This is a genomic window from Enterococcus sp. ARL09-542 (assembly GCF_005234805.1).
Classification (GTDB): domain Bacteria; phylum Bacillota; class Bacilli; order Lactobacillales; family Enterococcaceae; genus Enterococcus_D; species Enterococcus_D gallinarum.
In genome coordinates, this window is the sequence record NZ_QPQX01000004.1 from 274,294 (window position 1) to 295,078 (window position 20,785).

The window sequence follows — 20,785 nt, forward strand, 5'->3', positions numbered from 1 at the left end:
AGTGTAGCGAATGCCACGCTTTTCTTTTTTTTGTTGTATAATGAAAGAGACGGCTTAGGCTAGGGAAATAAATAGTGTAAAAAAATCAAGAGGTGAATAGATTGGAAACTATCAAAATCATTCCTCTCGGTGGTGTACGTGAAAACGGAAAAAATATGTACATTGCTGAAGTTGGAGAGGATATATTTGTTCTGGATTGCGGTGTCCGTTATCCAGAAAACGAGTTATTGGGAATCGATACGGTCATTCCTGATTTCACGTATCTAGAAGAAAACGCAGATCGCGTAGCGGGGGTCTTTTTGACTCATGGACATGCCGACGCCATTGGGGCGCTGCCCTATTTCTTGGAGAATGTTCCAGTTCCGGTGTTTGGAACAGAGCTAACGATCGAATTGGCAAAATTGACCGTAGCAAAAAACGAAGCAACAAAGAAATTCAAAGATTTCCATATCATTGATGAACATTCAGAAATCGATTTTGGTCATGCAACCATCAGCTTTTTCCGGACAACGCATTCGATTCCTGATTCTGTCGGAATCAGCGTCAAAACCAGCGCTGGAAATATCGTCTATACAGGGGATTTCAAATTTGATCAAACAGCTATCCCAATGTATCAAACGGATTTCGGACGTTTGGCAGAGATCGGTAAAGAAGGCGTTCTGGCATTGCTGAGCACCTCAACAAATGCAGAAAACCCAGCACCGATTGCTTCTGAATTGACGATTCAAGATGAAGTGTTTGACAACATTCGCTATTGGGAAGGTCGGATCATTGTCGCAAGTGTAGCCAGCAATCTGCAGAGGGTTCAACAAGTGCTGGATGCAGCATATCGTTCCGGACGAAAAGTAGTTTTGACTGGTCAGGACTTTGGACGGATCATCCGCACTGCGATGAAGTTGGGTAAACTAAAATTACCAGCAGAGGATTTGCTGATCACCCAAAAAGAAATGAAAAAGTATGCCAATGAGCAATTGCTTATTCTAGAGACTGGCCGTATGGGTGAACCGATCAAAGCATTGCAGAAAATGGCGAACGGAACACATCGTACATTACGGATTCAAGAAGGGGATCTCGTTTATATTACGACGACGCCTACGACAGCTATGGAAACGGTCGTTGCCAAAACGGAAGATATCATTTACCGAGCGGGTGGAACCGTGAAGCAAATTTCAGATAATTTTCGTGTTTCCGGTCATGCGAATCCGAATGATCTGCAATTGATGCTGAATTTAATGAAGCCAACGTATTTCCTACCAATCCAAGGAGAATATCGTCAGTTGGCAGCACATGTGGACTTGGCTCATGAAGTGGGCATTCCGTTGAAGAATATTTTCATTACCGCACGCGGGGATGTTTTAGAATACAAAAAAGGCGAAATGCATTCAGCTGGTGCTGTACCAGCTGAGAATGTCATGATCGATGGGATCGGTGTCGGTGATATCGGCAATATTGTTTTACGCGATCGTAAAGTCTTATCTGAAGACGGTATTTTCGTCGCAGTCGTAACGATCAACCGTCGCGAAAAGAAAATCATTGCAGCACCGCAAATCACTTCCCGCGGCTTTGTTTATGTCAAAGCAAGTCGTGATTTGATTCGGGAAAGTGGTGAGATCGTTGCAGAGATCGTTGAAAAACATTTGCATGATGAAGAGTTTGAATGGAGTAAATTGAAACAAGACATTCGAGATCGCTTAAGCCGCTTCTTGTTTGAACAGACAAAACGCCGACCAGTGATCTTGCCTGTGATCATGGAATCCAGTCAAAGAAATCGATCACGCAAATAAAACATCCAGAAAACTAGGACGCCAGCTACAAACGTCCTAGTTTTTGCTTTGATTTTTGTGGTGTCTCTTTAGATACATAGCGCAGAAATACGAGAACATTGTCCGATCGATAATATCTAGGTCTTCATTGACAGGGTGTTGTCTAAAGCAAGTGTTCCAATAACCAAACATTGAAATTGCTCCTGTTTTCCGGTGCGGATTGGTGGGGTCTCTCAAGGCGTGTCAGTTATTTTTGTTAGTCTGGCTAATTTGACTTGTCCGAATGCTGGAGTGATGTCTGGATAAAAAACAATTCCACGAAGAAACTCGTGTTAAAAGAAAATTGATTGGATCGAAAGGATGGTTTTGAGTGAAAAGTTATCAAGAAGATACGCTTGTCCAGCAGAGAAAATGGTGGATCTTGATTGCTGTTGCGATGTTCACGTTTATGTCTACATTAGACGGCAGCATCGTGAATATTGCGTTGCCGACGATATCGGCAAATATGTCCGTACCCATGAACCAAGCGGAATGGGTCGTGTCGGTTTATTTGATGGTGGTTTGTGCTTGTTTGTTGCTATTTGGTAAGATTGGCGATAGTTGGGGGAAAATCAAGGTCTTTCGTCTCGGCATGTTGATTTTTACCATCGGTTCTTTATTGTGCGGGTTCAACCATTCGTTGGCTTTTTTGCTCTTTGCACGAGTCGTCCAAGCGATCGGTGCAAGTATGACGATGGCAACAAATACTGGAATCATTACGGAAGTATTTCCTATTAGTGAGCGAGGACGGGCACTGGGGATGATCGGCGCTTTCGTGTCGCTAGGATCAATTGCTGGTCCAGGACTAGGCGGGATCATATTGTCTCATTTTTCATGGCCTTATATTTTTTGGATCAATGTTCCTGTCGGAATTCTGACTATGATTGCCGGGGAGAAAATTTTACCCAAAGATATCACCATGAGCCGCAACTCCATCGATAAAAGTGGATTTGGTCTATTCTCTGTGGCGATCTTGACCTTTTTCGGTGGAATTTTCATCGGTCAGGAGCAAGGCTTCTTGACATGGTTGCCATTAGTATTGATTTTCGTTGCAATCATTGCTTTTATTGCTTTTATTCAAGTAGAAAAACGGGTGGCGATGCCGCTGATTACTTTCAGCATTTTCCGAAATAAAATTTTTACGTTAAGTTTGTTTACGGCACTTCTGATCTTTTCTGCTAATTTTTTTGTTAATGTCGTGATTCCATTTTATCTGCAAAATGCCCGTGGGTTGACTCCAAGTGTAGCCGGGATGTTGATGATGGTCTTTCCTTTGATGATGGTTATCGGATCGCCTATCAGCGGTTATTTGACAGACCAAGTCGGTCCAGAAATCTTGGTGTTGATTGGCTTGGCCTTACTATCGATTACCCAACTGATGTACATGTTTATGAACCAGCATACACCTATTTGGTATTATGTGGTGGCTACAGCAATCATGGGATTAGGAAATTCCTTGTTCCAATCGCCGAATAATACCATGGTCATGAGCAGCGTGACCAAAGAAAATTTGGGAGTGGCCGGTAGCTTGAACTCTTTTGCTCGTAATCTAGGCATGGTGCTAGGGATTGCAATGTCCACAACGATTCTATATTCTGCGATGAGCAGTGCCTATGGTCAGCATGTGACGACATATATCAATGGACGACCAGATATCTTCAATTATGGAATGAAAGTTACTTTCTTCGGTGCGTTTCTTTTATGTGCTGTGGCCCTATTGATGACTATGTGGCGTATCAAAAAACAAGGTGGCTTCCAGAAACATTCTCTGTAAGCTGCGAACCTAAAAAAACTGTTCTAGTTCTTTTTTCTGAAGACTAGAACAGTTTTTTTGTGATTTCTTGACTAAGAGAAGAATAACGTCATGAATGAAATGGATACACCGAATTGATTGTTTGGAATTTTGTATTAGTCTGTTATAATAGAAAATATTAGTCTGTATTACTTATGAATAGGAAAGGGGTAATTGTTGTGAAGATTACTTTTCATGGACACGCGGTTCTTTCGATCGAGTTGGAAGATGGACAAAAGTTGTTGTTTGACCCTTTTATAAATGGAAACGCTATGACTGATCTGGATGCAGAAACAGTTGATCCAGACTGGCTGCTGATCACTCATGGGCACAGCGACCATGTAGGAGATATGGTGGCGATTGCCAAACGTACAGAAGCACCTATTATCAGTGTAGTGGAAGTTTGTCAGTATGCAACAAGTAAGGGAGTAACGAAGACTCACGGTATGAATATCGGCGGCTCATATACTTTTCCCTTTGGCAAGGTACGGTTCGTTCAAGCTCAGCACAGTTCCGGTCTGGAAGAAGACGGCAAGATGATCTATATGGGAAACCCAGCGGGAATCATTTTAGAAGCGGAAGGCAAAACAATATATCACGCGGGGGATACAGCCCTCTTTGGTGATATGGCACTGATTGGCGAACAATTTGCGATCGATGTGGCTTTCTTGCCGATTGGTGATAACTTCACTATGGGACCTAAAGATGCAGCCGCAGCTGCCCACTTATTGAAAGCAAAAAAAGTTGTACCAGTTCACTACAACACATTCCCACTGATCAAACAAGATCCCGCCGCTTTTATCGACTTGCTGCCTGAGGGAGTAGGCACCGTTTTGGCTGTGGGAGAATCGATTGATTGTTGACCGTCTGATTGACGGATTTTATTAACTAGGAGAAAATTATGGCGACGAAACATGACTTGATTTTAGCGCATATCGAAAGTTTGCCGGTAGGAGACCGTATTTCAGTACGGGGAATCGCAAAGGATTTAGGTGTCAGTGAAGGAACCGCCTATCGGGCAATCAAAGATGCAGAAAATATCGGTCTGGTCTCTACCATTCAACGGGTAGGAACCATTAGGATCGAGCGTAAGTTAAAAAAACATATTGAAAAATTGACCTTTGGAGAAGTCGTACAAATCATTGAAGGAGAGGTTCTAGGAGGCGCAGCCGGTCTAGATAAGGACTTGAATAAGTTTGTTATCGGTGCGATGAAAGAATCAGCAATGGAACGATATATCACCCCGGGATCGCTCGTGATCGTAGGGAATCGAAATGAAGTTCACCAATTAGCATTAGAAGATGGTGCTGCTGTCTTGATCACTGGTGGGTTTGAAACATCAGAAGAAAACTGTCGTTTGGCCGATAAGCTGGAACTGCCAATATTGCAGACGACTTATGATACGTTTACCGTTGCAACGATGATCAACCGGGCATTGAGTGACCAGCTGATCAAAAAAGATATTATGCTCGTTAGCGATATCTATATGCCGCTGGAAAAAACAAAGTATCTGCATACGTTTGACACTGTCAAAGACTATAAACGTCTTTCAGAAGAAACCAATCATTCTCGCTATCCGGTAGTTAACAAGAACATGCGCGTGGTTGGGATCATTACGGCAAAAGATGTTTTGGAAAAACCCGATACGCAAATCATTGAACGAATCATGACTCGTGAACCGCGAGTCGTGAAAAAAGAGATGAGTGTTGCTTCTGCCAGTCATCAAATGATTTGGGATGGCTTGGAAGTGATGCCAGTAGTAGCAGATGACTTATCTTTGATCGGAATCGTGACTCGGCAAGACATTATGAAGGCGATGCAACTAGTCCAAAGACAGACCCAGATTTCCGATACGATCTCTGATCAGATTTCTGGTCAGATCCAAATCATTGAACAAGATTTTGAAGGCAATAAATTGGCACAGCCAAACTTTCGTTTCGCTGTGACTCCACAAATGGTCAATGAAGTAGGAACGATTTCTTTTGGTGTGCTCAGTGAAGTGATCGCCAATGCTGCCAAACGAACGATGCAAGTCAATCAGCGGCGAAACAGCTGGATCGAACAAGTGAATCTACACTATTTCCGCTTGATCCAATTAGAAAGTGAGATCATTATTCAGCCCAAAATTTTGGAGCTGGGGCGCCGATCTGCTAAGATCGATATTGAAGTCTATATCGAAAATTCCATGGTAGCTAAAGCAATTGTCGTCTGCCAAGTAATGGAGCGCCCTTAATTCGAACAGCAGTCATCAGATAAATGCTTAGAAAATGGAGATATGCAATGAACGTACAAGAGGAAATATTGACAGCAATTAAGGAATATCAGACAATTATTATTCACCGCCATCAGCGACCTGATCCGGATGCACTAGGGTCACAAGTTGGATTGGCAGAAATTTTACGAGCTAGTTTTCCTGAAAAAGCGATCTATCAAGTGGGAGGGCCTGTTGAAGGGCTAGACTACTTAGCAGAAATGCAGGAGATTTCGGATGAAGTCTACAAAAATGCCTTAGTGATCGTGACCGATACCGCCAATTCACCAAGAGTCAGTGATCAGCGCTATGCCAATGGTGCAAAATTGATCAAAATCGATCACCATCCTAATGACGAACCTTATGGAGATTTGGTCTGGGTGGATACTACTGCTAGCAGCTGCAGTGAAATGATTACGGCATTCTGGAAAATGTTCGCTGAAGAACTTACTATGTCGCAAGAAGCTGCGCGCCTGCTTTATGCCGGAATCGTAGGGGATACGGGTCGTTTCCTGTACCCAGCAACGACCTCCGCGACATTGCGTTACGCAGCTGATTTGTTGGATTATGGTTTTGATGCACCAAAAATCAATCGTGAGATTGATCAGGTTTCGAGAGCAGTGGCTCGTCTTTCCGGCTATGTCTTTGAAAATTTAGAAGTTGATTCACTAGGAGCTGGCAAAGTGATTCTGACAAATGAGATTCAACAGCGTTTTGGCGTTGTTGATTCAGAAACATCTGCTATCGTGTCCTTACCAGGGAAGATTGAAGATGTCTTAGCATGGGCAATTTTTGTTGAGCAGCCAGAAGGCTATTATCGGGTCCGGATGCGTTCGAAAGGACCTGTGATCAATGAGATCGCCAAACGTCATCATGGTGGCGGACATCCGCTTGCCAGCGGAGCGAATGCAGCGGATCTGGAAGAAGTGGCAGCCATCTATCAAGAAATCCAGACCGCAGTTTCAGCTTTTCGAGAACAAGCATAGACTTTATTCGTCGTGATCAGTGTTCTTTTGCAGAAGAAAAAACCAACAGCGAGGAATCTTAGGACTTGCTAGGGGAATGATCGGTGAGTTTTTGATTGTAGTAAATAACTGTAGTAAAAAATTACGCAAATAAAAAAAGCGTATGACTCGCGGGTCATACGCTTTTTTGCAAGTTGCAACAGGCGAGATCAGCCCCGCAAGTCGTCAAGAAACTCGGTTTTACTAGCCGTCTTTTCATCTTTCATCTTGATGACTTTAGCCGGGGAACCAGCAACTACAGCCCCTGCCGGTACATCTTCTGTGACTACAGATCCAGCAGCAACCACAGCACCTTCACCGACACGAACACCTTCAAGGACTACGGCATTGGCGCCGATCAACACATGATCTTCGATAATCACTGGGCTAGCTGAAGGTGGCTCTAAGACACCAGCTAAAACAGCCCCAGCTCCGATATGGGCTTTTTTACCGACAGTAGCCCGGGCGCCTAAAATCGCCCCCATATCGATCATTGTTTCTTCGCCGACAACGGCACCAATATTGATGACCGCTCCCATCATGATGACCGCATTCTTCTCAATGATTGCTTGATCACGAATGAAAGCCCCTGGTTCGATCCGAGCATCGACTGTTGTTAAGTCCAACAGAGGGATCGCAGAATTCCGACGGTCATTTTCTAAATAGAAATCAGTGATTTTATCTTGATTGGCCGTTAGAAAATCAGCTACTTCTTGACTGTCTCCAACAATAAAGTAAAAGGAGCCAGCCCCAAAAATTTTCAGTGTCTCGGAAGAACAGGTAGATAGATCACCATTCAAATAGACTTTGACTGGGGTCTGCTTATTGGCTTCTTTGATGTATTTGGCTAATTGATAAGGATCAGAAAATTGTAATTCAGTCATACGTTACCACCTTTACTTGTCAAGTAGATTTTCCATGTCATATAGTCCAGCAGGTTGTTGTGCAAGATATTCGGCAGCCTTCAACGCACCATTGGCAAAAATATCCCGTGATAATGCGGTATGTTTCAGCTCAATGATCTCGTCTGCTCCTGCATAGATCACCGTGTGTTCGCCCGGGATCGTGCCACCGCGAACAGCGTGAATACCTAATTGTTTTCGATCATTGGTCAGATCGTTGCCAGAACGGCCATAAAGATATTCTTTTGGTTCTTGACAACTTTCATTGATGCTGTCTGCCAGTAACAATGCAGTTCCGCTTGGCGCATCGATTTTTTGATTGTGATGTTTTTCAATGATTTCAATATCGAAATCTGCTTCCAAAGGTGGGGTGATCGCTTTTAGGGCTTTGATCAATACATTGATCCCCACGGACATATTCGCAGAATAAAAAACAGGAATCTTTTGAGCAGCGGCGACCATTTTTTCTTGGGTTGCTTGACTTAAACCAGTCGTAGCCACAACGATGGGCAGTTGGTTGGCAACACAGAAGTCAAGGAGGCCTGCTACATTGCTATGATGTGAAAAATCGATCACCAAATCAACAGGTTCTTTGACTGCTTCTGGTGCAGAATAGATTGGAAAGTCGCCAGTTGCTTCCGTGTGACGGTCTAATCCAGCACTGATCACAAATTCAGCATGTCCAGCAATCATGTGCTGCAAAACTTTTCCCATTCGACCATTGGCACCGCTCAATAAAATATGTCTCACTTGATTGCCTCCTTATAAAAGCCCATAAGCGGACATTTCTTTTTTTAGACGGTTGATTGTTTCTTTCTCAGGCGGTCCTAATGGCAACCGATAGTGCAAGTCAGACTTTCCTAATAAGGAAACTGCCGCTTTGATGGGCACTGGATTGACTTCACTAAAAATCGCATCGATCAAAGGTTTTTGTCGTAACTGCTCCTGAATCGCTGCTTGAATATTTCCAGAAAGAAAATCTGCCACCAAAGTCGCTGTTTGTTTAGGGGCAATATTACCGATCGTCGAAATCACACCAGAACCGCCTAATGCTAAGATTGGTGTGACTTGATCATCATTGCCGGAATAGAGAGAAAATTCATCATCCACTAGTTGCGCGATAGACGCAATTTGTGAGATATCTCCACTGGCCTCTTTGATTCCTTTGACATTCGGAATCTCTTTTAATTCAGCAACCATGTCGTAAGTCAAGTTCATTCCTGTTCTTGATGCGACCGAATATAAGATGACAGGCAGTTCAACGCTTTGACAAATTGCCTTGTAATGAGTAACCAAACTCTTTTTTGTTGCTTTGTTGTAATAAGGGGTTACAACCAATAATGCGTCGGCACCGACACGCTCTGCTTCTTGGGAAAGATGGATCCCATGTTGCGTATTGTTTGAACCAGTGCCACCGATCACAGGAATGCGGCCCGCAGCCTGCTTGACAACCGCCTCGATAACAGCAATGTGTTCTTCATCGTTCAATGTTGAGGCTTCACCGGTCGTTCCACAAGCGATCAATGCATCGCTACCTTGCTGGATATGCCACTCAACCAGTGACTTCAACTTGTCGAAATCCACCGAACCATCATGAAACATCGGGGTGATCAATGCAACGCCAGAACCTTTAAAAATCGTCAAACTACTCCACATCCTTTCAACCTTTTTATTCTTTCTCTAATTGTACTAAAAATCAAAAAATTTTGATTATTTATACTATAGATTATTCGAATTATATACTATAATATTATCCAATATCAATGAAAATGTGGATATCCATACATTTTCAGCCGATATTGCTGATCAAATGAAAGAAAGGTGCCCACGAATGCAATTATCTCAAGCAGTAATGAAATTAACCGAAGACGTGGTTCGTTTTCGACGGGAACTACATAAGATTCCCGAGTTAGGATTAGAAGAATTCAAAACGAAGGAATATTTGCTTAAACAGTTGCAGTCTTTCGGGATCAAAGAAATTTATCCGGTTCTGGATACCGGATTGATCGCTGTTTTTCGCAGTGAAAAACCAGGGAAGACGTTAGCATTCCGCACGGATATCGATGCATTGCCTATCAAGGAAGAAACGAATGCTCCTTTTGCCTCGCAACATCTCGGCAAAATGCATGCTTGTGGACATGATGGACATATGGCGACGCTTTTAGGTTTTGCAAAGTACTTATCCGATTACCCGGAAGCTGTTCGCGGGACCATTGTGTTGATTTTTCAGCCAGCAGAAGAAGGCCCTGGTGGTGCGCAGCTAATGATTGATGAAGGAATCTTAACCGATTTTGCGATTGATCAGATTATCGGTCTGCATGTTTTTCCAGACTATCCTGAAGGTGTGATTGCTTGCCGCAAGGGACCAATGATGGCTCGAAATGGCGAGATCACGATTCGAGTCCTGGGAGAAAGTGCTCACGGGGCCCAACCTCATCAAGGCAGCGATGCGATCTTAGCGGCAGCTGCGGTCATTCAAGGTCTCCATGCAATCGTTTCTCGCAACATTAGTCCATTGTCTTCGGCCGTCATTACATTCGGCAAGATTCGCGGAGGAGATGCAGAAAATATTATTCCCGGAGAAGTCGTGTTGAACGGAACGATGCGGGCTTTTGAAGATGGGGTCTATGAAACATTGACGCAACGAGTAAAATTGGCGGCTGAAGAGATTGCTAAAGGGTATGGCTGTTCAGCAGAAGTTTCTTTCGAACACTTGTATCGGGTGGTAGACAATGATCCAGACATGGTAGATGCTGTTCGGGATGTTGCTGGCGACAGTTATATCGAGACACCGCCGTACATGTTAGCGGAAGATTTCTCCATGTACCAAAAAGAGATCCCTGGTGTCTTTTTCTTTGTCGGGACTCGGGATGAAGAAAAAGGGTATACCTATCCGCTGCACAGCAGCAAGATGAATTTTGATGAGAAAGTCTTATTAGGAGGCATTGAGTGCTACCTGCGATTGATTGAAAGATTGAATCAGAGTCAGGTACTAAGAGAGGAGCGCAGTAATGATCAAAGAGATTAAAGACAATCACCTGTTTTGGGATGGATGCGATACAGTGGCATTAGCAAAAGAATTTGGCACACCCTTGTACGTTTTTTCGGTGACCGAGATTCGCACTCAATGTCGTGCTATTCGCGAGGAATTTCTGTCTCGCTATGAAAACACCCGAGCTGCCTATGCTTCGAAAGCCTTCAATACACTAGCCATGCTGCGGTTGATTGATGAGGAAGGCCTGTCTTTGGATGTTGTTAGTGGCGGTGAACTATACACAGCCATCCAAGCAGGATTTCCAGCGGAACAAATCGAATTCAATGGCAACAATAAATCTATTGATGAATTGGCATTAGCGATCGATTATGGTGTAGGTCGGATCATTGTCGATGGCAGTCAGGAGATCGGTTTGATTCGAGCGCTATGTCAAGAGAAACAGCGGAAAGCAAAAGTGATGTTCCGAATCACACCAGAAGTGAATGTCCAGACCCATGCGTTTATTTCAACTGGACAGAAAGATTCGAAATTTGGGATCCCATTGGATGAAGAGATTTTATTTCCTTTGATTGAAGAAGTGATTGACGCACCGGAAATCGATTTTTATGGGTTGCATTTCCACATCGGAAGTCAATTGTCTGACAATCATTCCCATATTGCTGCGACAGAGGCTGCGCTAGCATTAGTTCTAGAAATCCATCATCGATTTGACTATACTGTTAAAGAGTTGAATGTTGGCGGCGGATTTGGTGTCCGCTATACGGAAAAGGATATTCGTCAACCCTATTCTTACTTTTTGGACCCGGTGATGGCGACGATTGAAACGTTTTGCCAAGCGCATCAGCTCCAACGTCCGACTGTGGTGATCGAGCCTGGGCGTAGTATTGTAGCGGAAGCAGGTATCAGTCTGCATACTATTGGTACGATCAAGACATTGCCACAGATTCGAACCTATGCCAGTATTGATGGCGGCATGACAGATAACATTCGTCCCGGTCTTTATCAAGCTGAATATACGGGGATTCTAGCCAATCGGGCAGCAGAAGCTGCCACAGAGACAGTTACGATTTCTGGCAAGGCTTGTGAAAGCACGGATATCTTAGTCAAAGATCTGCAATTACCCAAAGTAGAGACGGGAGATCTTTTTGCGACTTTTGCGACGGGAGCATATGGTTATTCAATGGCTAGCAATTACAATAAACTTGCGATTCCAGCGGTAGTTTTTGTTGAAAAGGGGCACGCGGAATTGGTGGTTGAACGTCAGACTTTCCAGCAGTTGATTCAAAATGAACGTATCCCTTCGTTTTTGATGAAAGAATAAAAAAAAGCAGGTGAAATCATGGAAATCGTTTATACCAAGATGCAAGGTGCCGGAAATGATTTTATTGTGATCGACAATCGTCGCTATAATTTTTCTTCGAAACAGTTGGCTAAGTTAGCGGCTCAAGTTTGTCAGCGGAAATTTTCAATCGGCGCAGATGCGTTGATGGCTGTCGATCATCCCGAAGGAACGGGAGATTTCCGCATGCGTTTTTATAATGCGGATGGTACGGAAGCGGAAATGTGTGGCAATGGTGCACGCTGTATCGCTCGCTATGCTTATGAAAATAAGGTTGCTTCAGAAGCAATGGTGATCGAGACTGTTGCAGGACCTGTTCCTGCTTGGCGATTGGATCGGCAACAGTACAAAGTGACGTTAAATCCCCCCACCGTTGCGAAGTTTGACCAACCTTTCGCTGACAGAGAGGTTCCTGTCGTTGATTATATCGAGTTAGGTGATCCAGGAATCCCTCATGCGGTGGTGAAGTATCCCGGTCTGCAAGAAACATCCCTCGATGCATTGACAGATTTAGCACAACGGATTCGCTATTGGTCAGCATTTCCTAAAGGCGCCAATGTGAATTTCTACGATGCCGATTCAGCTGGGGAGCTCGTTGTCCGCACCTATGAACGGGGAGTCGAGGGCTTTACGTATGCTTGTGGGACCGGCTCTGGGGCAACTGCTTATGCGGTGGCGCGACGCCGGGAACAAACGCAAGCCAATCTTGTGCTGCATGTTTTAGGCGGAGAGCTGCGAGTCGAAGTTGCATCAGAGGAGCTCCAACTGATTGGGGATGCGATTTTTGTTTCTGAAGGGCGTATTTTAGACGAAAATCTATTTTTAGACTGAGGGTGGTCTTGCGACGGAATTATCCTGTTCATAGAATCATTTAGGCGACAGTTCTTATGGAAGCCTTATTCTTAGAAGCCATCTTTAGCTAGAACTGAGAAGATCATCAAATGCAATCGATAGAACTTAGTTTGTTCTATCGATTGCATTTTTTTGTGCAGGATATTGCAGGATAGTCAGAAATTTTGTATGCTACAGTTATATTTATTTTTTCACGATCGTGCTCGATCGTTGAATAAACACAGAATACATCACTATGAGGAGTAAGAATATGTCTCAAATTCCAAATTGTCCAGTTTGTCAATCCGCCTATGCATATGAGGATCGCGGCTTGTTTGTCTGCCCTGAATGTGGCAATGAATGGCAGGAAACAGAAGAAACTGCTGCTGTCGTCAAAGATGCCAACGGAAATGTTCTTCAGGATGGCGATGCCGTGACGGTCATCAAAGATTTGAAAGTCAAAGGTGCTTCTGGTGCCATCAAACAAGGAACCAAAGTCAAAAACATTCGTCTGGTAGAAGGGGATCACAATATCGACTGTAAAGTCGATGGTTTCGGTGCCATGAAATTGAAGGCAGAATTTGTAAAAAAACTTTAAAAACAGAATCTTCCATACCTCTTCATAATATTTTCATCCATTTAATGGTAAAATAAGGTCAAAGACGAAAGGGAGGGATTTCATCGTGTATGGAATCGGTGGATACGGTTTTGGTTGGTTTTATGATCCAACATTCATTTTAGTCATTATCGGGATGGTGATCTCGATGGCGGCTTCAGCATACGTTAAAAGCACGTTTAGCAAATACGATAAAATAAGCAGTAGAAACAATATCACCGGGACCAAGGCGGCTCAGTATATTTTGGAAAGCCAAGGCATCAACAATGTCGGCGTCCAAGCTATCGCAGGAGATTTGACTGATAATTATAATTCCGGCAACAAGATGCTAAGTCTATCTCAAGCAACTGCACAATCAACTTCTGTGGCAGCAATCGGAGTGGCAGCCCATGAATGCGGGCATGCTGTGCAAGATGCTAAAGGGTATCTCCCATTGCGTATCCGGCATGCGATCGTCCCAGTAGCTAATATTGGTTCCGCGGTGTCGATCCCGTTGATTTTGATCGGGGTTCTTTTGAGAGGGTCCTTCCTAATCAATCTGGGGATATTAGCATTCTCGTTAGCATTTATTTTCCAATTGGTGACGTTGCCAGTCGAATTTGATGCTTCAAGACGAGCGTTACGGATTTTAGCCGATGGCGGTCTCTTAACGGAAGAAGAAGTACCGCAGGCCCGTAAAGTATTGTTTGCTGCAGCCTTGACTTATGTGGCAGCTGCAGTTGCGACATTGCTGCAATTACTACGTTTGATTATTTTATTCGGCAATAACAATCGCCGCGACTAATGAAAAGAAGGAGACTTGAGAATGCTCAAGTTTCCTTTTTTTGAAATTGTCGTTATAATAAAAAGAAAAAGGTGGGGAATAAATGAAAAAAGAAACATGGCTGCGGTCGCTTTTTGCGTTGATCGGGGTAGCTATCATCGGTTTTGGCGCCTCCTTGCTTCGCGTAGGTGGCGTCGGGCTGGATCCGTATACAGCTGCCAATATTGGAACAGGTGAACGGTTAGGTCTTTCATTAGGTGTTTATCAATTAATGATCAATCTCGTTTTGTTGATCTTGATTTTCTTTTTTGGTCGTCGGCATATTGGGATCGGCACAGTGATCAATATGGTCTTGACGGGCTTTTTTATTGATTTTTATACGAAAATCTTTGAACTTTTCGCAGTTTCTCCGGAAGGTTGGCTGCAAAAAGGGCTCTTTTTAGTGATCGGTATTCTGTTCTTTACCTTTGGTGCTTCCTTCTATATGTCAGCAAAAGTGGGAAGTGCGCCTTATGATGCGATCGCACCGACAATCGTTGATCGAACGAAAGCGAATTATCGGGTCGTCAGAGTGATCCAAGATGTGGCTTTTGCGACACTCGGCTGGATCACAGGTGGACCGATCGGGATTGGGACATTTATCAGTGCCTTTCTAGTTGGTCCGCTGATCAAGTTCTGGGATGATTACGCCTCAGTGCCGTTCATCGAAAAGACCATCAAGAAATCTTTATTTAAATGAGCGCGGACCTATCGAAACAACAATGATAAGTAGCAGATGATAGATACCAGCAGTACAAAAAAACACTGTAGATATGCTATTGATCGATTTCAACGATACCTACAGCAATAACGAAAGACTGTGACAAAATCAGCAGTGAATGGGCAATGGATAGCGTAAATCGTTTTCGAACGAACGATCCTTTGCTGACCTATTTTAGGTTTGATTTCCTTCTGTTGATTTTTGTCACATTTTTTTCAAAATTGCCTGACGCTACTTGCACAATCGCTGAGCACTCGCTATGATAAGAGAGCTTAGGAGGGATCATCTTGAAATTACCAGCAGCATTCATTACCAAATATCAGCAGTTACTAGGAGCCGAAGCGGCGGCCTTTTTTACTGCTTTAGAAACAGGGCATCCAGTAAAAGGATTTCGCTTGAATCCGTTGAAGCCACAAGCCGTCTCGATGCTGGAAATGTTTGGACCGGATAAAAGTCCAGCACCATACGCAATGAACGCCTATATTGGAGAAGTCAAAGGGAAATCACTGCTTCATCAAGCGGGGTATGTCTACAGTCAGGAACCAAGCGCGATGATCGTTGCGACGATCGCAGATGCACAACCAGGAGAAAAAGTGCTCGATCTTTGTGCAGCGCCTGGAGGGAAAACCACGCAATTAGCAAGTCAGATGCAAGGCAAAGGTTTATTGGTTTCCAATGAGATTTTTACTAAACGCGCAAAAATCTTATCGGAAAACGTTGAACGATGGGGGATCAGTAATGTGGTGGTGACGAACCATGCGCCGCAAGAACTGACGCCGCATTTTCCACAATTTTTTGACAAAATCGTGGTGGATGCTCCTTGCTCAGGAGAAGGAATGTTCCGCAAAGATCCTGTGGCCATCGCGGAATGGCAAGCTGATTCGCCACTGCAGTGCGCTCAGCGCCAGAAGGAGATTTTGGCTGAAGCGGTTGCGATGTTAAAGCCTGGCGGACAGTTGATCTACTCTACTTGCACGTTTGCACCTGAAGAAAATGAAGCCATCATTGAATGGCTGGTCTCAGCATATCCTTTTTCCATTGAACCGATTGAATTGGAAAATGTGTCTCATGGACGCCACGATTGGGCACCGATGAACGACATTGAAAAGACGATTCGGTTATGGCCTCACAAAAATCAAGGGGAAGGTCATTTTGCCGCAAAGCTGACCTATCTTGGATCGGAGAACATAGCCAAACCAAAGAAAACCAAAAAAACCAAAAAAGCTTCTGGGATTGATTCTGTCACGCGATCACTTTGGCAATCTTTCCAAGAAAACTATCCATTTTTAAAAGAGACTGCTGCCGATATCCAGCTTTTTGGGGATCATCTGTGGTTAGTACCTAGTGAATTACCATCACTAAAAGGGGTTCGCGTATTACGTCCAGGGCTTCACGTAGGGACTGTGAAAAAGAATCGTATCGAACCGAGTTTTGCATTGGCAATGGCGATCAAAGAAAATGATGAAGCACCTTTCTTGTCAATTGAGTTAGCTCAGTGGCAGAAGTACGTGGCTGGTGAAACGATTACGGTACCTGGAAATGAAGGCTGGGTCGTCTTGAAGGTGGCTGAGGTCCCGATTGGCTTCGGCAAACAAGTGCAAGGTGTGGTGAAAAACTTCTTCCCGAAAGGATTGCGGTTCACTCTGGAATAAACGAAATAGTATTTTTATTTGATCGGTCGTGCTATCATAGAAGTAGCAAATAAAGGGAGCTGATCGATATGAAAACATCAACAAAAGTAACGATTGGATTAAGTATTGCGGCAATTGCTGGCATCTCAACAGCAGTCGTTGTCTCAGACAAAGTCGTGAACAAAGTACGCTTCGCTTGCAACCGTCACAAAGTGAAAAAGTTTGTTGACGACAAATTTAATGGCAACGAAAAATTATTAGGTGTCGTCGATGATTTGACGGATAAAGATTTAGATGCATTGCTCGGCGTCATGAAGAAAGTCAAAGACAGCCGTCATAAAGTCTCGGTTTATGGAGATAACGTCAAAGATGCAACAGAGAATGTCAAAGACAAGTTGACTAGCTTTATTGATGCAGTCTTTTAAGCTAATATCTCCTTGGAGAAAATGCTGTTAGAAGCGGCCAGAAGATCGTTGAAAGAACCTGCCAGTGGTTGTCCTGCCATAGCAGTTGTTTGACTAGGCTTCATTTGGCGCTTCTTTTTTGTTCAGAGAAAAGGAAAATAGGAATTGGGAGCCATAGCAACTGGAACAGGTACGGCTACTGAATGACTGCGTTAAAAAATTGCCAGAGCTTTTCTATAGAGTCAGTGTCAGCTTTCCATGTTTATCCCAATTGAGAATTGAAAGGAATCATTTTGAAGAAAGAAAGTACCCTCACACAAAGTGAAAAAGAATATTTTATGCGTGAAGCACTGAAAGAAGCGCAAAAAGCGGAAGCAATCGCCGAAGTCCCCATCGGGGCAGTTGTCGTCTTAGAGGGGCAAATTATTGGCCGAGGACACAACTTGCGGGAAAAACAGCAAGAGGCAACAGCTCATGCCGAAATGTTTGCCATCCAACAAGCCTGCCAAGCCATCGAAAGCTGGCGCTTAGAACAAGCGCAGCTATTTGTTACATTGGAGCCTTGTCCTATGTGTAGTGGTGCAATGATGCTGGCTCGTGTCGAAGAAGTTTACTTTGGCGCCTACGATCCAAAAGGCGGTGCTGCCGGTTCTTTGCTGAATCTGTTGGAAGATGAGCGTTTCAACCATTGGTCCTACGTAGAAGGCGGGATCTTGGAAGAAGCGTGCGGGCAAGTGCTAAAAGATTTTTTTCGGGCATTGCGCCAAAAGAAAAAACAAAAAAAGTCTGGTAATCTATAGAAAAATACGTTATACTAAATTTTGCCGAAAGGCTAGGACAATGGAGGTCTTGTGAAGCGTGTCAGATCCGGAAGGAAGCAGCACTAAGCAGGAGTCTCCATGTGTCTGATTTTTTTTAATTAACTATTAGCTGATGAAAATCAGCTTTTTTTGTTGCCAAAAAGCAGAACTGCGACTTCTCTAAGTGAGTTCTTCTGAGGGGGTAGACAAACGCCCTTTTTTTATATCCTTCATTCAATAATAAATAAAAAAAGGGGCTGTGCCATAAGTCTCCTACAAGTGAAATCCGAACATGATATAGTATTGCTCTTGCGGTGCAGGGGTTCCTCGTCGCAAAAGTCAGAGGAATCTATCGCAATAGAATATGATACGGTTTCACTTGTTGGATGATGACTTATGGCATAACCTCTTGCTAAAAAGTAACTACTGGAATAGTTATCTGTCTAATCTCATATAAATTAGTGGATATGGATTGCCTTGTTCGTCAAACGCTGTTTTTTTATAAACTTCAAATCCCATGTGTTCATAAAAATCTTTTGCAAGCGGGTTTTGTTCATTCACTGCTAAATCATTAACCAAATATTTTTCTATGCCGTATGTAAGCAATTCTTTGCCTAACCCTTTTCCTCTTTCTTCGTTAGCAATAAAAAGCATTTCAAGATGTTGCTCCACGATCCCCATAAAGCCAACAGGTGCTTGATTTTCGTTTTCTATGAGAATTAAATAGGGGATTTCTTTTAATGCTTGTGGTACATACGTCTTGATTTCTTCTATTTCATGATCTGATAGAAAGAGATGCGTTGCTCTTACAGCACTTTCCCAAATGGTTAATAGCTGTTCTATCAATGGTGCCGTTCTTTCTTTTACCTCTATAATTTTCAAGTTCTTGACCTCCAAAACCTCCGATTTTTTTAATTATATCAAAGAAAAAAGATAAAAACGAAGTGCTGTATATCCAACAGATATACAGCACTTCATGACACGAATGAAGTTAGTTGCAGTCTGAGAACCACTACACCTATAAGCGAGGGGTTCTATTATTGTTTGTAGCAGATCGAATTAGATATAGTCTTCATGCCGAGGGCCATTCCTGCGGATCTCTTCTTGTTCTTCAGCGGATAATTCAGTGAAGATATCACTACCGTCTAAAAACGTGTTCCAATCTGTCCCCATCATCTCATGAAGTGTCTCTGGATCCTCGTCGGATAAACGATGGGAGGTCTCTCCATCCACCGTTTGTTGTTTCTCAGAGGAAGAAGTGTACTTGTGGCCAAAAAGTTTTTCCCACTCTGCTCGTAACTGTTCTAACATCGAAATCCCTCCTTTTTTTTTATTGTAGCACAAGGTCTTTAGAAAGGCGGTCCAAACGCTGGAAACAAAACCTGAATCGAAAAGCATCCCTCTGGTACCTCGCAAAAATTGTGCTATTCTAATAGTAGTTGGAACATTAAGCTGAAGACTTATCAAATAGCCGACAGCAAATGGGTGAGAAGAGGGATAAGATGGAAAAAATCACGCTAGTACACACGAATGATTTGCATTCACATCTGGAGCATTGGCCTAAGATCCGCCGTTATCTTAATCAACGGAAGCAAGAAGCAGATTCGAGTCAAGAAACAGTGATTTCTTTGGATCTAGGAGATTTTGTGGATCGGTGGCATCCATTGACTGAAGCAACGAACGGACAAGCCAATATTGAGCTGATGAACCAAGGACACTATGATGCAGTGACTATTGGCAACAATGAAGGTGTGGGAAATTCCAAAGAAGAGCTTCAGCATCTTTATGATCAAGCGGAGTTTCCTATCTTATTGGCGAACCTTTTCGATAAGAATGATTTGAAACCACCAAAATGGCGGCAGGATTACCAGATCATCGAAACGAATCAAGGGACGAAAGTCGGGCTGATTGCTTTTACGGCACCCTTTCCTTTGACCTATTCACCAAACGGCTGGGATATTCGTGAACCCTTGGAATTGCTGCCTTTATTGATCAATCATTTGCAGCCCCAAGTCGATATTTTAGTCTTGATGAGTCATTTGGGAATCAATGCAGATCGAGCGATCGCGGCTGAGTTTCCTCAGTTGGATGTGATTTTAGGCTCTCATACGCATCACTTATTCGAGACCGGCGAAATCGTCAATGGCGTACAATTGGCAGCAGCGGGGAAATTTGGCTTTTATATTGGTGAAGTAACGATTAAGTTAGATGATCAAGGGCAAACTATCGAGCGTTCTGCCCGAGTGATCCCTACAGAGCAGCTTTTAGCTTTTCCGCAAGATGAAGAAGAGATTGCTGGTTATCTTTCTATTGGTCATCGTTTGCTGAAAACGAAACAAGTCGCACAACTTCCGTGGGCGCTTCGTTGTGAAGGGAACGAAGATTCGATTATCCAAGAAGCATTGGCGGCGCTTTGTGTTAGAGGACAAACGGAAGCTGCTGTGTTGAATAGCGGTTTGTTTTTAGGTGATTTACCGGCAGGGCGCATCGACCAGGATCAACTGCATACCATCTTGCCTCATCCGATGCACTTGATTCGAGTGACATTGAAGGGAGCAGATGTGATCCGTTTTGTTTTAGAAATGGAAAAAAATCGGCGCTTTTTACGGAACTATCCAATTGTTGGGATGGGATTTCGTGGGAAAATATTTGGTGAACTGGTTTATAAGGGGATCTCTTATGATGCCATCAATCACCAAGTATTGTGGCAAAACAAAGTAATCAATCCGGTGGAAGAATACCAGATCACATTAGTGGATCATTATTTGTTTATTCCTTTTTTTCCCACGATCGAGATAGCCGGACGCTGTGAATTTTTATTTCCAGAATTTATTCGTACGGTTTTTGGCAGCTACTTAGCACATAAATATCCGATCCAGTAATGAAAAAGTCGGA

Annotated in this window: 20 protein-coding genes and 1 other RNA gene; 16 read left to right on the forward strand and 5 right to left on the reverse strand. The window is 43.4% G+C overall.

The window, feature by feature from the left end; all coding sequences use genetic code 11:
* The first annotated feature begins 101 nt into the window (after positions 1-101).
* The 5 genes from DVW06_RS06755 (at position 102) to DVW06_RS06775 (ending at position 6,831) form a co-directional block, all read left to right on the forward strand.
* Positions 102-1,784 carry a ribonuclease J gene (locus DVW06_RS06755; RefSeq protein WP_003128755.1) on the forward strand — a complete coding sequence of 561 codons (1,683 nt, stop codon included), beginning with the start codon at positions 102-104 and terminating at the stop codon, positions 1,782-1,784.
* Positions 1,785-2,133: 349 nt separating this feature from the next.
* On the forward strand, positions 2,134-3,576 hold the full coding sequence (locus tag DVW06_RS06760) for an MFS transporter (RefSeq protein WP_003128757.1): 1,443 nt from the start codon (positions 2,134-2,136) through the stop codon (positions 3,574-3,576).
* Positions 3,577-3,773: 197 nt separating this feature from the next.
* Entirely contained in the window at positions 3,774-4,457 is a 684-nt protein-coding gene (locus tag DVW06_RS06765) for a metal-dependent hydrolase (RefSeq protein WP_003128759.1), read from the forward strand.
* Between the two features lie 38 nt (positions 4,458-4,495).
* On the forward strand, positions 4,496-5,827 hold the full coding sequence (locus DVW06_RS06770) for a DRTGG domain-containing protein (protein ID WP_003128761.1): 1,332 nt from the start codon (positions 4,496-4,498) through the stop codon (positions 5,825-5,827).
* Positions 5,828-5,874: 47 nt separating this feature from the next.
* A complete protein-coding gene (locus DVW06_RS06775) occupies positions 5,875-6,831 on the forward strand; it encodes a DHH family phosphoesterase (protein WP_003128762.1) in 957 nt (318 codons plus the stop codon).
* A gap of 188 nt (positions 6,832-7,019) precedes the next feature.
* On the opposite strand, the gene dapD is transcribed toward DVW06_RS06775, so the two are convergent.
* Genes dapD through dapA form a run of 3 tightly spaced genes read right to left on the reverse strand, consistent with a single transcriptional unit; the run spans position 7,020 to position 9,395 of the window.
* Complete coding sequence (gene dapD, locus DVW06_RS06780; protein WP_003128763.1) at positions 7,020-7,733, reverse strand: 2,3,4,5-tetrahydropyridine-2,6-dicarboxylate N-acetyltransferase; 714 nt, start codon at positions 7,731-7,733, stop codon at positions 7,020-7,022.
* A gap of 12 nt (positions 7,734-7,745) precedes the next feature.
* The gene (gene dapB, locus DVW06_RS06785; protein ID WP_003128764.1) at positions 7,746-8,501 is read right to left on the reverse strand and encodes a 4-hydroxy-tetrahydrodipicolinate reductase; all 756 of its coding nucleotides are present in this window, start codon (positions 8,499-8,501) and stop codon (positions 7,746-7,748) included.
* A gap of 12 nt (positions 8,502-8,513) precedes the next feature.
* The gene (gene dapA, locus DVW06_RS06790; protein WP_021149191.1) at positions 8,514-9,395 is read right to left on the reverse strand and encodes a 4-hydroxy-tetrahydrodipicolinate synthase; all 882 of its coding nucleotides are present in this window, start codon (positions 9,393-9,395) and stop codon (positions 8,514-8,516) included.
* 187 nt (positions 9,396-9,582) lie between these two features.
* On the opposite strand from dapA, the gene DVW06_RS06795 reads away from it, so the two are divergent.
* The 10 genes from DVW06_RS06795 to ffs all read left to right on the forward strand — a co-directional run bounded on the left by DVW06_RS06795 (position 9,583) and on the right by ffs (position 18,013).
* Positions 9,583-10,779 (forward strand): M20 metallopeptidase family protein, encoded by a 1,197-nt coding sequence (locus tag DVW06_RS06795; protein ID WP_005472632.1) that lies wholly within the window; start codon positions 9,583-9,585, stop codon positions 10,777-10,779.
* Positions 10,763-12,067 carry a diaminopimelate decarboxylase gene (gene lysA / locus DVW06_RS06800; RefSeq protein ID WP_003128767.1) on the forward strand — a complete coding sequence of 435 codons (1,305 nt, stop codon included), beginning with the start codon at positions 10,763-10,765 and terminating at the stop codon, positions 12,065-12,067. Before DVW06_RS06795 ends, lysA begins: the two co-directional genes overlap by 17 nt.
* Before the next feature lie 18 nt (positions 12,068-12,085).
* A complete protein-coding gene (gene dapF / locus DVW06_RS06805) occupies positions 12,086-12,916 on the forward strand; it encodes a diaminopimelate epimerase (RefSeq protein WP_003128768.1) in 831 nt (276 codons plus the stop codon).
* 271 nt (positions 12,917-13,187) lie between these two features.
* Entirely contained in the window at positions 13,188-13,514 is a 327-nt protein-coding gene (locus DVW06_RS06810) for a zinc ribbon domain-containing protein YjdM (RefSeq protein WP_005472630.1), read from the forward strand.
* A gap of 85 nt (positions 13,515-13,599) precedes the next feature.
* Positions 13,600-14,316 carry a zinc metallopeptidase gene (locus tag DVW06_RS06815; RefSeq protein WP_003128772.1) on the forward strand — a complete coding sequence of 239 codons (717 nt, stop codon included), beginning with the start codon at positions 13,600-13,602 and terminating at the stop codon, positions 14,314-14,316.
* 82 nt (positions 14,317-14,398) lie between these two features.
* Positions 14,399-15,034: a YczE/YyaS/YitT family protein gene (locus DVW06_RS06820; protein ID WP_003128773.1), complete on the forward strand. Its 636-nt coding sequence runs from the start codon at positions 14,399-14,401 to the stop codon at positions 15,032-15,034.
* 308 nt (positions 15,035-15,342) lie between these two features.
* The gene (locus DVW06_RS06825) at positions 15,343-16,707 is read left to right on the forward strand and encodes an RsmB/NOP family class I SAM-dependent RNA methyltransferase (protein ID WP_003128775.1); all 1,365 of its coding nucleotides are present in this window, start codon (positions 15,343-15,345) and stop codon (positions 16,705-16,707) included.
* 68 nt (positions 16,708-16,775) lie between these two features.
* Positions 16,776-17,111, forward strand: coding sequence for a hypothetical protein (locus DVW06_RS06830; RefSeq protein ID WP_003128776.1), 336 nt, complete (start codon positions 16,776-16,778; stop codon positions 17,109-17,111).
* Between the two features lie 272 nt (positions 17,112-17,383).
* The gene (gene tadA / locus DVW06_RS06835) at positions 17,384-17,890 is read left to right on the forward strand and encodes a tRNA adenosine(34) deaminase TadA (protein WP_005472626.1); all 507 of its coding nucleotides are present in this window, start codon (positions 17,384-17,386) and stop codon (positions 17,888-17,890) included.
* Between the two features lie 24 nt (positions 17,891-17,914).
* Positions 17,915-18,013: signal recognition particle sRNA small type (gene ffs, locus DVW06_RS06840), an RNA gene on the forward strand.
* Positions 18,014-18,325: 312 nt separating this feature from the next.
* Here the strand turns inward: ffs and DVW06_RS06845 are convergent.
* Positions 18,326-18,772, reverse strand: coding sequence for a GNAT family N-acetyltransferase (locus DVW06_RS06845; protein WP_005472624.1), 447 nt, complete (start codon positions 18,770-18,772; stop codon positions 18,326-18,328).
* Between the two features lie 177 nt (positions 18,773-18,949).
* Positions 18,950-19,201, reverse strand: a complete 252-nt coding sequence (locus DVW06_RS06850) for a hypothetical protein (RefSeq protein ID WP_005472623.1) — start codon at positions 19,199-19,201, stop codon at positions 18,950-18,952.
* 191 nt (positions 19,202-19,392) lie between these two features.
* On the opposite strand from DVW06_RS06850, the gene DVW06_RS06855 reads away from it, so the two are divergent.
* A complete protein-coding gene (locus DVW06_RS06855; protein WP_005472621.1) occupies positions 19,393-20,772 on the forward strand; it encodes a bifunctional metallophosphatase/5'-nucleotidase in 1,380 nt (459 codons plus the stop codon).
* Positions 20,773-20,785: the final 13 nt, after the last annotated feature.